Below are 12,045 nucleotides of genomic sequence, written 5' to 3'. Positions count from 1 at the left end.
CGGCCGCTTCGGCCCCGCCCGCACGGGACGCCGGGCCCGCGCCTCGGCCGGAGGCGCGGGCGGCGGATTGACGGGAACCGGTCATGGACGGCATACTATCGAAACGATTCGACTCGAACCGTTTCGACGCGGTTCCACCCATCAGCGCTCCGATAGAGACCATCCATGACCTCCACCGTCGCCCCCGTGACGGAGGCCCGCCTCCGGGCCGCCCACCGCTCCGTGCTCGTCGTCTTCGCGCTCGCCGGCATCGCCTTCGCGGCCTGGGCCTCGCGTATCGCCGACGCCAAGCACGCCCTCCACCTCACGCCCGGGCAGCTCGGTGCGGTCCTCCTCGCGACCTCGGCCGGGTCGCTCATCGCCCTGCCCTCGGCCGGCCGGATCGTCGGGCGGGTGGGCGTCGCCACCACGATCCGGATCGGGCTGTCGATGTCGCTCGTCGGTCTCACCGTCGTCGGGATCGGCGTGAGCGTCGCGAGCGTGCCGCTCGTCGCGGCCGGCGGGCTCTTCGTCGTCGGCAGCGGCATCGGCATATGGGACGTCTCGATGAACCTCGAGGGCGCGACGGTCGAGCGGCTCCTCGGACGCACGACGATGCCGCTCTACCACGCGTCGTTCAGCGGGGGGACGGTGGCCAGCGCGTTCGTCGGCGCCCTCATGTCATGGCGCCACGTCAGCGTGCTCCTCCACCTCGTGGCCGTCGCAGTCCTCGTCCTCGCCGTCGGCGTCTGGCAGCTGCGCGACTTCCTGCCGCGCGAGCTGGAGAGCGAGGAGGCGGACACCGACGCGGAGTCGGTCGCCTCCGGGGAGCGCCCGAGGTCGGCCTGGCTGGAGCCGCGGACCCTGCTCGTCGGACTCGTCGTCCTCGCCGCCGCGTTCACCGAGGGCACCGCGAACGACTGGCTCTCCGTCGCCTTCGTCGACGGCCACGACCTGCCGACCTGGGCCGGCGTCCTCGCCTTCGCCGTCTTCCTCTCCGCGATGACGGTCGGGCGCATCGTCGGCACCTCGATCCTCGACCGGCACGGCCGGGTACCCGTCGTGCGGGCCACCTTCGTGCTCGCCGTCGTCGGCTCGCTCATGGTCGTCTTCGGCCCGGCGTGGCTCGCGTATGCCGGTGCCGCCGTCTGGGGCGTCGGCGCCTCGCTCGGCTTCCCCGTCGGGATGAGCGCCTCGGCCGACGACCCGAAGCGGGCCGCCGCGCGGATGTCGACCGTCGCGACGATCGGGTATGCCGCGTTCATCGCGGGCCCGCCCCTGCTCGGCTTCCTCGGCGACCACTTCGGGGTCCTCCGTGCGCTGCTCGCCGTCACCGTCCTCATCGCCGTGGCCCTCCTCGTGGTCCCCGCGGTCGCCCCGCTCCCACGGAGCACCCGGCCGGACGCGGAGCCGGATGTCGCGACGGGCGGCCGAGAGGCCCAGGCCTCCGACCGCTGAGCGGCACGTGCGCGCGGCCCGGTCACCCGGCCCGCGCGATCGCGGGGCGTCGCGGCATACCGGTGCTTGCGCTCACGGCGAACAGGACGCGATCCGGGGACTGTCGGGTCGGAGCCCGACGTTAGGGTCCACGTGACAGGAGAACGGACCACACGAGCAGGAGACGCCGTGAGCAGCACCGACCCCATCGTGGCCGCCGGCAACGGTAACCAGCTGGGCCTCGACGACCACATCTACAACCGGCTCCTCAAGGAGCGGATCATCTTCCTGGGATCGGACGTGCGCGACGACAACGCGAACGCGATCTGCGCGCAGATGCTCCTGCTCGCGGCGGAGGACCCCAAGAGCGACATCTGGCTCTACATCAACAGCCCCGGCGGATCGGTGACGGCCGGCATGGCCATCTTCGACACGATGCAGTGGGTGCCCAACGACGTCGCGACCGTCGCCATGGGCATGGCCGCCTCGATGGGTCAGTTCCTCCTGTCGGCGGGCACCCCGGGGAAGCGGTATGCCACGCCGCACGCCCGCGTCATGATGCACCAGCCGAGCGGTGGCATCGGTGGCACGGCCTCCGACATCAAGATCCAGGCCGAGCAGCTGCTGCACATCAAGAAGCAGATGGCCGAGCTCATCGCCCAGCACACCGGGCAGAGCCTGGAGCAGATCGAGAAGGACTCCGACCGCGACCGCTGGTTCACCGCCGAGGAGGCCAAGGAGTACGGCTTCGTCGACCACGTGATCACCAAGGCGACGCAGACTCCCGGCTCCCGGGCCGACAACCCGGTGACCGAGAGCTGACCGGGCCGACCACGACGACCTTCGAGAAGGCATACGACATGAACCCTGAGATCACCGGCCGCCTCCACGTCCCGGCCCCCTCGAGTCGCTACATCCTGCCGCAGTTCGAGGAGCGGACCTCCTACGGCATGAAGCGGCTCGACCCCTACACCAAGCTGTTCGAGGACCGCATCATCTTCCTCGGCGTCCAGGTGGACGACGCCTCGGCCGACGACGTCATCGCCCAGCTCATCGTCCTGGAGTCCCAGGATCCCGACCGGGACATCCTCATGTACATCAACAGCCCCGGCGGATCGTTCACGGCGATGACCGCGATCTACGACACGATGCAGTACATCCGGCCCGACGTGCAGACCTTCGTCGTCGGTCAGGCGGCGTCGGCGGCTGCGGTCCTGCTCGGCGCAGGCGCGAAGGGCAAGCGGTATGCCCTGCCCAACTCCCGGGTGCTCATCCACCAGCCCGCCATCGAGGGCACCGGTGGCACCGCCTCCGACCTGGAGATCACGGCGAACGAGATCATCCGGATGCGGGAATGGCTCGAGGAGACGATCGCCGCGCACTCCGGACGCGACCAGGACGAGGTCCGCAAGGACATCGAGCGCGACAAGGTCCTGTCCGCGGCGCAGGCCAAGGAGTACGGCCTGATCGACGAGGTCCTGCTCTCCCGCAAGGCGTCCGCGGAGAGCTGAGCCCTGCCCGGTGCGGCACGCGCTGTCCGCTGATAGCGGACAAGGGCGACAGTGACGCGCCCGGGCCGTTTCAATGGGAGTCGGGCGCCGTCCCGGCAGGTAGCGTCTGCAGAGCAGCCGGGACGACGGGCGTCCCCGAACGGAAGGGATCGGTTCGTGGCACGTCTCGGAGATGGCGGCGACCTGCTGAAGTGCTCCTTCTGCGGCAAGTCGCAGAAGCAGGTCAAGAAGCTCATCGCCGGCCCGGGCGTGTACATCTGCGACGAGTGCATCGACCTGTGCAACGAGATCATCGAGGAGGAGCTCGCCGAGTCCTCCGACCTCGACCTCGCCGAGCTCCCCAAGCCCCGGGAGATCTTCGACTTCCTCGAGCAGTACGTCATCGGCCAGGACGTCGCCAAGCGGGCCCTCGCCGTCGCCGTCTACAACCACTACAAGCGGATCCAGGCCGGCGAGGCGACGACGGCCCGCAAGGACGCCGACCACGTCGACATCGCCAAGTCCAACATCCTGCTCATCGGCCCGACCGGCTGCGGCAAGACCTATCTCGCCCAGACCCTCGCCCGGATGCTCAACGTCCCCTTCGCCATCGCCGACGCGACGGCGCTCACCGAGGCGGGCTATGTCGGCGAGGACGTCGAGAACATCCTCCTCAAGCTCATCCAGGCCGCCGACTACGATGTGAAGAAGGCCGAGACGGGGATCATCTACATCGACGAGGTCGACAAGATCGCCCGCAAGTCGGAGAACCCCTCGATCACCCGCGACGTGTCCGGTGAGGGCGTCCAGCAGGCCCTCCTGAAGATCCTCGAGGGCACGACCGCGTCGGTTCCCCCCCAGGGCGGACGCAAGCACCCGCACCAGGAGTTCATCCAGATCGACACGACGAACGTCCTGTTCATCGTCGGCGGGGCGTTCGCCGGGCTCGAGAAGCTCATCGAGTCGCGCAACGGCAAGAAGGGCCTCGGCTTCGGCTCCGAGCTGCACACCCCGAAGGACCTCGCCGAGTCGATCCACGAGGTGATGCCCGAGGACCTCATGAAGTTCGGGCTCATCCCCGAGTTCATCGGCCGGCTGCCGGTCATCACGACGGTGAGCCCCCTCGACGTCGAAGCCCTCGTCCGGATCCTCACCGAGCCGCGCAACGCCCTCGTCAAGCAGTACGTCAAGATGTTCGACATCGACGGCGTCGAGCTCGTCTTCACCGAGGACGCGGTCGAGGCGGTCGCCGAGCAGGCCCTCTCGCGCGGTACGGGCGCCCGTGGCCTGCGGGCGATCATGGAGGAGGTCCTCATGCCCGTCATGTTCGACGTGCCGAGCGAGGACGACATCGCCCGGGTCGTCGTGACCCGTGACGTCGTCGAGAAGAACGTCCTGCCCACCATCGTCCGGCGCGACGAGGGCGCCCAGCCCAAGCGGGCTCGCAAGCGCTCCGCCTGACCACCCCGTCCCCGTCGATGGCCGCGCCGTACCGGTTGGCTGCCGGGGACTCCGGGCCGACCCAGCAGAGCCCCGTCACGTGCGGCTCCGCGTGCCTCACCGTCGCTCGCATGCTCGTCGACCCCCTGTTCGCCTCGTGGGTCCGGACGGGATCACCCGTTCTCCCGGGGACACCGGCCGGCCTCGGCGAGGCGACGACGGAGGCGCGGTTCGCGGCATACGAGCGGGTCGTCATGGCCCGCACCAACGCACTCTCCCTCCCGCCGAGGGCGCTGAACCTGCCGTGGCCGCACAGCCTGGGGACACCGCCGTGGGGGGCCCAGCGCGAGCTCGAGCACGGCGCGTCCCTGCGGGGCACCCGGTATGCCATCGTCCCGGTCCGGCAGGACCCGACCCCGGCGCTGGGGCGCCGGTACGACCGGCTCGTCGACGTCGTCGCCGAGGGCGAGCCGGCGCTCCTCTACGTCGGCAACGAGTGGCTGCCCCGACATGTCGTCCTCGTCCTGCCCGGCTCCGGCGACCGCGTGCTCGACGTCTACGAGCCGGCGAGCGGCCGGGTGCAGGTGCTGCGCCGCGACGACATGATGGCTCGGCGGCTGCGGCTCGGCGGCTGGAACATCCCGTGGATCATCGTCGAGCCGACCGGCCTGCGGCGGGCCTCGGCCCCCTCGCCCGTCCCGAACGGCTCCCCGGCACCCGCCTGACCCGGAATTTCCCCACTCCATCCTCTCGAGTGGGCGTGCCGACCCCTGGCCGCCGTGGCCTGCCCCCCGTCGAGTGGCCGTGTCGGCCGTTGGCCGCCGTGGCTGCCCGGTGTCGGCCGACACCTGAGCCAGCTACTGGACCGGCTACTGAACGGTAGGTGGGGCGATCACCACACCTACCGTTCAGTAGGTGGCTCGGTATGCGACGCGAGTGCGACACGCCCACTCGACACGCGGTGGACACGCCCACTCGACACGCGGTGGACACGCCCACTCGACACGCGGTGGACACGCCCACTCGACACGTGGGGCCCGGGGCTGCGAGGGGGCCGACAGGACCACCCGACGGGTTCGGGTCGGTCAGCGGGGGGTGCGCTCCACGGGGACGACGACGGCGTCCCGGACCTCGAGCGTCGCGGCGTCGGCGAAGTCGATGTCGCCCGTCACGCGTCCGGCCGCCCGCAGGTCGGCCTCGCCCGCCCGAATGCCGGAGACCGCCGCAGGGTCGGCCGCGATGGTGACCCGCGCGATCTCGGCCCGCATGCCGGTCTTGGCCTCCGACTTGGCCTTGCGGATCCCGGCGAGCGCGCCGCCGAGCCCGGCGAGCACGGCCGGGGAGACCGAACCGGCCGGCACGTCGGCCTCGGCGGGCACCGGCCACGACGCCCGGTGCACCGAGCCGTCGTGGAACCAGGACCAGACCTCCTCCGTGGCATACGGCAGGAACGGCGCGAGGAGCCGCAGCAGCACCTCGAGCGCGATCCGCAGCGCGGCTCGCGCGGACTGCGCGGCCGCCTCGCCCTGGCCACCGTAGGCGCGGTCCTTGACGAGCTCGAGGTAGTCGTCGCAGAAGGTCCAGAAGAACGCCTCGGTGACCTCGAGCGCGCGCGCGTGGTCGTAGGCGTCGAAGGCCGCCGTCGCCTTGCCGACGACATCGGCGAGGGCGGTCAGCATCGATCGGTCGACGTCGACCGTCACCGCCCGGCGCAGCGCCGCGCTCCCGCCGGCTCCACCGGACACCCCGGCCGGCTCCTCGCCGAAGGAGAGAGCGAACTTGGAGGCGTTGAGGACCTTGATGGCCAGCCGCCGGCCGACCTTCATCTGGCCGATGTCGAACGCCGCGTCGGTGCCGAGCTTCGCCGAGGCCGCCCAGTAGCGGACGCCGTCGGCGCCGTACTCCTTGACCATGCCCTCGGGCGTCTCGGCGTTGCCCTTCGACTTGCCCATCTTCTTGCGGTCCGGGTCGAGGATCCAGCCGGAGATGGCGGCGTGGTGCCAGGGCACGGTGTTCTCGGCGAAGTGCGACCGCACGACCGTCGAGAAGAGCCAGGTCCGGATGATGTCCTGGGCCTGGGCGCGCAGGTCCATGGGGAAGATCTGCGACCACAGCGAGCCGGCGTCGCCCTCACCACCGCGCCAGTCGAGGGCGATCTGCGGCGTGAGCGACGAGGTGGCCCAGGTGTCCATGATGTCGGTGTCGCCGACGAACCCTCCGGGGACGCCCCGCTGGGACTCGTCATACCCGGGCGCGGGCTGGGCGGCGGGGTCGACCGGCAGCTGGTCCTCGCGGGGCAGGATGAGCGCGTCCCGGTCGGGCTCGCCGTCGGCGCCCACGGCATACCAGACGGGGATGGCGACGCCGAAGAACCGCTGCCGGCTGATGAGCCAGTCGCCGTTGAGGCCGCCCACCCAGTTCTCGTAGCGGGCGCGCATGAACGAGGGGTGGAAGGCGATCTCGCGGCCCCGCTCGATGAGGGCGGCGTTGAGGTCGGCGTCCCGGCCGCCGTTGCGGATGTACCACTGGCGGGAGGTGACGATCTCCAACGGCTTCTCGCCGTTCTCGTAGAAGTTCGCCTTGCGCTGCGTCGGCGTCGGCTCGCCGACGAGGTCGCCGGACTCCCGGAGCAGGTCGACGACGGCCGCCCGGGCGGAGAACGTCGTCCTGCCGGCGAGCCCCTCGTATGCCGCGATGCCCGCCTCGTGGGTGATCCAGGCGGGCGCCTCGCCGAGGAGCCGCCCGGTGCGGGTGACGATCGACCGGGTCGGCAGGCGCAGCTCGCGCCACCACGTCACGTCGGTGAGGTCGCCGAACGTGCAGCACATCGCGATGCCGGCGCCCTTGTCCATCTCGGCGTCGGGGTGGGCCAGGACCGGAAGCTCGACCTGGAAGAGGGGGGAGCGGACGGTCTTGCCGAAGAGCCCCTGGTACCGCTCGTCGTCGGGGTGCGCGATGAGTGCCACGCACGCGGGCAGCAGCTCGGGCCGGGTCGTCTCGATGAAGACCGGCGCATCGGCGTCGGTGCGGTGGAAGGCGACGCGGTGGTAGTGGCCGGGGTAGTCGCGGGCCTCGAGCTCGGCCTGGGCCACCGCCGTCTGGAAGGTGACGTCCCAGAGCCCCGGGGCGTCCGCGGCATACGCCTCCCCCTTCGCGAGGTTGCGCAGGAACATCTGCTGCGCCGTCGCGCGGGAGTGGTCGTCGATCGTGCGGTAGGAGAGGGACCAGTCGTAGGACATGCCGAGCCGGCGCCACAGGTCCTCGAAGGTCTCCTCGTCCTTGACCGTGAGGATGTCGCACAGCTCGATGAAGTTCTGCCGGCTGACCGGGACCTGGTCCGCCGCCTTGACCGACTTCCCCTCGCCGCCCTCCCGGGGCGGCGTGAAGTCGGGGTCGTAGGGCAGGCTCGCGTCGCCGCGCACCCCGTAGTAGTTCTGGACCCGGCGCTCGGTCGGGAGGCCGTTGTCGTCCCAGCCGATGGGGAAGAAGACCTCGTACCCCGCCATCCGCTTGTACCGCGCGACGAGGTCGGTGTGCGTGTAGGAGAACACGTGACCCACGTGGAGCGAGCCGCTCGCCGTGGGGGGAGGGGTGTCGATGGCATACACGCCCTCCCGGCCCCGCTCGTCGAGGATCGACCGGTCGAACGCGAAGACCCCCTGCTCCTCCCATACCGGCGCCCACTTGTCCTCCAGCCCGTCGATGGAGGGTCGCTCCGGGATGGCGGTGGCGCGCGTGGGTTCGGCGATGGTCATGCGGAGTAGTTTCCCAGACCTGCCGGGGGGTTCGGAAACGGGTATCGCGTGCTCCCGGACGGTGTGCTTCGCGCTCAGTACGCTGACGCCATGGATCCCGTGTACCGGCCCGTCGTCGGCATCGGCCGCGCCCTCTTCTTCGCCGAGGGCCTCAGGTTCGACATCCGCGGGACGGAGAACATCCCCCGCACCGGTGGGGCCGTGCTCGCCATCAACCACACGGGATACATGGATTTCACGTATGCCGGTCTCGCGGCTCGCTCGTCGGGGCGCTACGTCCGCTTCATGGCCAAGGAGTCGATCTGGAGCAACCCGGTCGCCGGGCCCCTCATGCGCGGTATGCGGCACATCCCGGTCGACAGGGAGGCGGGCGCGGCGTCGTTCCGGGCCGCCATCGAGGCGCTCAAGGCGGGCGAGGTCGTCGGTGTCTTCCCGGAGGCGACGATCTCGATGAGCTTCGAGCTGAAGGAGTTCAAGTCCGGGACGGTCCGGATGGCGCAGGTCGCCGGGGTCCCCGTGCTGCCCATGACGATCTGGGGGTCGCAGCGGGTGTGGACCAAGGGGCGTCCGAAGCGGCTGGGGCGCACCGGCATACCGATCTTCGTCACGACCGGGACACCCATCGCCGTCGGCAAGGGCTCGGCCGCCGCGGAGAAGGCCAACGCCGAGCTCCGGGCCGCCATGACGGCCCAGCTGCACGAGCAGCAGTCGCGGTACCCCGAGCTGACGGGCGACGAGCTGGTCTACCTGCCCGCCCGGCTCGGCGGCACGGCGCCGACTCCCGAGGAGGCGCTGGCCCTGGAGACGCGCACGACCCGCCCGGACGCCTCCAGCACCTGACCTCCCGGACCTTTATCGGGTTCCACGACAACCGTGCACCTGACCCGACAACGATCCCCCCACAGGGTGCCTCTTTGTCGGGTGAGGTCCCAGGACGGGCGGGATCCCAGGACGGTTTGCTCAGACTGCGTGGCCGAGGTGGGCGAGCGCCTGGCGCAGCAGCACCCCGTGGCCGCCGGTCATCTCGAGCAGGAGGTTCGTATCGAGCGCCTCCATGGGCCGCAGCCAGGCCAGGTCGAGCGCATCCTGCTGGGGCGCGCAGTCGCCGGCGACGGGGACAATGTATGCGAGGGAGACGGCGTGCTGCCGCGGGTCGTGGTACGGGGTGACGCCCGGGGTGGGGAAGTGCTCGGCGACGGTGAACGGAATGGGGCTCGCCGGAATCCGCGGCAGGGCCATCGGCCCGAGGTCCTTCTCGAGGTGGCGGAGCAGGGCGTCGCGAAGCCGCTCGTGGTAGAGGACCCGGCCCGCGACCAGCTCCCGGTTGATCGTGCCGTCGGCGCTCGCCCGGAGCAGGACACCCACCTCGGTGACCGATCCCGCGTGGTCGACCCGGACGGGCACGGCGTGGACGTAGAGAATCGGCAGCCGCTCCCGAGCGCTGTCCAGGTCCTCCCTGCTCAGCCACGCACCGGTCGGGTCCACCTCGAGCGAGCTCATGCCGGTCATCCTGCCAAACGCCGTATCGCCCCTCCCGACCCCGCCCGGCCACCCGGGAAACCTCCTGCCCTGCCGGCTCCGACGGCGTGGCCCTACCCCTCCGGCCGACGGCCTGGCCGTACCCCTCCGCCGACGGCGTGGCCGTACCCCTCCGGGCCAGTCCTGGTCGAGTGGGAGTGTCGGCTCCTCCAGGTAGCGGACACCTGTCACGGATGCCGACCCACCTACCGGCCCACCCATCGACCTACCTACTGGCCCGTAGGTGGGGCGATCACCCCACCTACGGGCCAGTAACCGGTTCGGCGGCGTCCTCGCCGGCCTCAGGCGGCGCGAAGTCGACCGGGGCGTCGAACGCGGCGCGCCGGCTCGCCCGCCGCAGAGCCCCGAGCACGGCGTGGCCCGTGAGGAGGATGAGCACGCCGTTGGTGAGTGCCCGCCCGATATCCCAGCCGAGGGAGGTGGCGACGGAGAAGACGACGAACCGGTGGAGGTTGTCGAGGACGGGAGCCCCGGGGACGAAGGACAGCTCGCTCGCGTCGCCCGTCGCGAAGGGCCAGAACGAGAAGTTGAGGAGCATGCCGTAGGCGAGCCCCGCCAGCGAGCCGTAGCCGGCGAGCAGCCACACCTCGGCGCGCCCTCGGGCGGGCGGAAGAAGGCCGGCACCGAGACCGACCCACGCGGCCCCGAGCATCTGGAAGGGCAGCCAGGGGCCGACACCGCCGGTGATGAGGGCCGACCCGACGAGCGTCGTCGCCCCGAGGACGAACCCGAACCCCGGCCCGAACACCCGCCCGGCGAGGACGAGGAGGAAGAACACCGTCTCCAGGCCCGCCGTCCCCGCGCCGAGCGGCCGCAGGGCTGCGCCGACCGCGGACAGGACGCCGAGCATGGCGACCGCCTTGACGTCGAGCCCACCCTCGGACACCTGGGCAAGGACGACGGCGAGCAGCATCGGCAGGAGGAGGGCGAAGACGAGCGGCGCGTCCCCGTCGTGACCGAGCCCCGAGCCGGGGTCGGCGAACAGCGGCCAGAGGAAGGCGACGAGCCCCCCGACCGTCGCGATGCCGAGGGCGGCCCAGGAGCGCGGCCCGAGGGGAATGGCGTGGAGTCGTCGGGGCCGTCGTGCACGGTGCCGTTCGCCCGAGTGCCGCGGGTCCCGCATTCGGTATGCCGTGTCCTCGCCCGCGGTCATGACGTCGCCTCGTCGGGGGGTGCGGCCCCCTCGGCGGGGACGGCATGCTCGGCTGGGGCGCCCGGTTCGGTGCGTCTGGCCGCTTCGGTGGGGACGGCATGCTCGGTGGGAGTGGCCGGTTCGGTGCGTGCGGCCGGGTCTACGGGTACGGCTTGTCCGGTGGAAGGGGCGGAGAGGGCAGATCGCACCTGGTCCACGGTCAACCAGGGTTGCGGGCTGAGGATCTTGGCGACCTGCGGCGCGAACGCCGGCGAGCCGGCGACGACCGAGGCGGTGGGCCCGTCGGCGACGATCTCCCCCTCGGCCATGACGACGACGCGGTCGGCGGTCGCGGCGACGAACTCGACGTCGTGGGTCGCGAGGAGCACCGAGTGCCCGGAGTCGGCGAGGGCGCGCAGGTTCGCGGTGAGTGCCGCCTTCGCCGTGTAGTCGAGGCCTCGGGTCGGCTCGTCGAGAAGGAGGACGGGTGGGTCCGCGGTCAGCTGGATCGCGAGGACGAGCGCGAGGCGCTGGCCCTCGGACAGGTCGCGGGGGTGCCGCTCCGGCGGGATGCGGGGGGCCAGCCGTTCGAGACTCGCCGCGCAGGTGCCCGAGGGACGACCGCTCTCGGCGTCGGCCTGGGCACACTCCGCCGCGACCGTGTCGAGGTAGAGGAGGTCGGTCGCGGTCTGCGGCACGAGCCCGACGAGCCGCCGCCGCTCCCCGGGCCGGACCCGGGCCGGGTCCACTCCGCCGGGCATCGTCTCGGGAACGCGACGGCGGCTCCGGTGGCGCATACCCCGACCCCAGCGCGCAGGTGAGTCCGCCGCCGGCACCGCGGTCGCCGGGTCCGTGGTCAGCGACGAGGTGTCGCTCGACGCCGCGCCGGCGACGGGCGCCGTGGTCAGTGGGTCCGTGGTCAGCGACGGGGTGTCGCTCGATGCCGCGCCGGCGACGGGTGTGGTGGCGACCGTCACGATGCCCGAGGTGCGGGTCCCGGAGCCCTGGATCGCCCACAGCAAACTCGACTTGCCGGCCCCGTTGCGGCCCATGAGGGCGACGATCTCTCCGGCGCGCAGGGCGAGGTCGACCCCGACGACGGCGGCGACGTCCCCGTGCCGCACGACGATGTCGCGCGCGGTGAGCGAGACCGGACCCAGCTCGCCGAGCCGGTAACGCGAGGGGGAGGGGGTGGCGCTGAGGCCCCGATTGGGTGGCAGATCGCCAGGGGTGGGTTGGGGGGGGGGGGTGGGGGTGGCGCTGGGGCCCCGAT

General features: G+C 71.6%; 10 protein-coding genes. 6 read left to right on the top strand and 4 right to left on the bottom strand.

Annotated features, from left to right (window positions below):
* Window positions 1-165: 165 nt before the first annotated feature.
* The 5 genes from BN12_RS09895 to BN12_RS09875 all read left to right on the top strand — a co-directional run bounded on the left by BN12_RS09895 (window position 166) and on the right by BN12_RS09875 (window position 5,071).
* On the top strand, window positions 166-1,437 hold the full coding sequence (locus BN12_RS09895) for an MFS transporter (RefSeq protein ID WP_048552081.1): 1,272 nt from the start codon (window positions 166-168) through the stop codon (window positions 1,435-1,437).
* A gap of 168 nt (window positions 1,438-1,605) precedes the next feature.
* Entirely contained in the window at window positions 1,606-2,238 is a 633-nt protein-coding gene (locus tag BN12_RS09890) for an ATP-dependent Clp protease proteolytic subunit (RefSeq protein WP_048552080.1), read from the top strand.
* A gap of 38 nt (window positions 2,239-2,276) precedes the next feature.
* Window positions 2,277-2,927 carry an ATP-dependent Clp protease proteolytic subunit gene (locus BN12_RS09885; protein ID WP_048552078.1) on the top strand — a complete coding sequence of 217 codons (651 nt, stop codon included), beginning with the start codon at window positions 2,277-2,279 and terminating at the stop codon, window positions 2,925-2,927.
* 156 nt (window positions 2,928-3,083) lie between these two features.
* On the top strand, window positions 3,084-4,367 hold the full coding sequence (gene clpX, locus BN12_RS09880) for an ATP-dependent Clp protease ATP-binding subunit ClpX (protein WP_048552076.1): 1,284 nt from the start codon (window positions 3,084-3,086) through the stop codon (window positions 4,365-4,367).
* Between the two features lie 110 nt (window positions 4,368-4,477).
* Window positions 4,478-5,071 (top strand): hypothetical protein, encoded by a 594-nt coding sequence (locus BN12_RS09875; RefSeq protein ID WP_083454978.1) that lies wholly within the window; start codon window positions 4,478-4,480, stop codon window positions 5,069-5,071.
* A gap of 360 nt (window positions 5,072-5,431) precedes the next feature.
* Here BN12_RS09875 and valS read toward each other — a convergent pair whose 3' ends face one another.
* On the bottom strand, window positions 5,432-8,101 hold the full coding sequence (gene valS / locus BN12_RS09870; RefSeq protein ID WP_048552073.1) for a valine--tRNA ligase: 2,670 nt from the start codon (window positions 8,099-8,101) through the stop codon (window positions 5,432-5,434).
* Window positions 8,102-8,191: 90 nt separating this feature from the next.
* On the opposite strand from valS, the gene BN12_RS09865 reads away from it, so the two are divergent.
* Window positions 8,192-8,941, top strand: coding sequence for a lysophospholipid acyltransferase family protein (locus BN12_RS09865; RefSeq protein ID WP_048552070.1), 750 nt, complete (start codon window positions 8,192-8,194; stop codon window positions 8,939-8,941).
* Between the two features lie 120 nt (window positions 8,942-9,061).
* Here the strand turns inward: BN12_RS09865 and BN12_RS09860 are convergent, their stop codons facing one another.
* The 3 genes from BN12_RS09860 to BN12_RS23775 all read right to left on the bottom strand — a co-directional run.
* Complete coding sequence (locus BN12_RS09860) at window positions 9,062-9,601, bottom strand: NUDIX hydrolase family protein (RefSeq protein WP_048552068.1); 540 nt, start codon at window positions 9,599-9,601, stop codon at window positions 9,062-9,064.
* Between the two features lie 280 nt (window positions 9,602-9,881).
* The gene (locus BN12_RS09855) at window positions 9,882-10,793 is read right to left on the bottom strand and encodes an ECF transporter S component (protein WP_235432362.1); all 912 of its coding nucleotides are present in this window, start codon (window positions 10,791-10,793) and stop codon (window positions 9,882-9,884) included.
* Window positions 10,790-12,045, bottom strand: a 1,256-nt coding sequence (locus BN12_RS23775) for an ATP-binding cassette domain-containing protein (protein WP_157635696.1), incomplete at its 5' end; no start/stop codon positions are given. The genes BN12_RS23775 and BN12_RS09855, both read right to left, overlap by 4 nt.

Origin of the sequence: Nostocoides japonicum T1-X7 (assembly GCF_001046855.1) — a bacterium.
Taxonomy (GTDB): domain Bacteria; phylum Actinomycetota; class Actinomycetes; order Actinomycetales; family Dermatophilaceae; genus Nostocoides; species Nostocoides japonicum.
The sequence above is the reverse complement of the archived record's forward strand: the minus strand, read 5'-3'. Positions and strand labels throughout refer to the sequence as shown.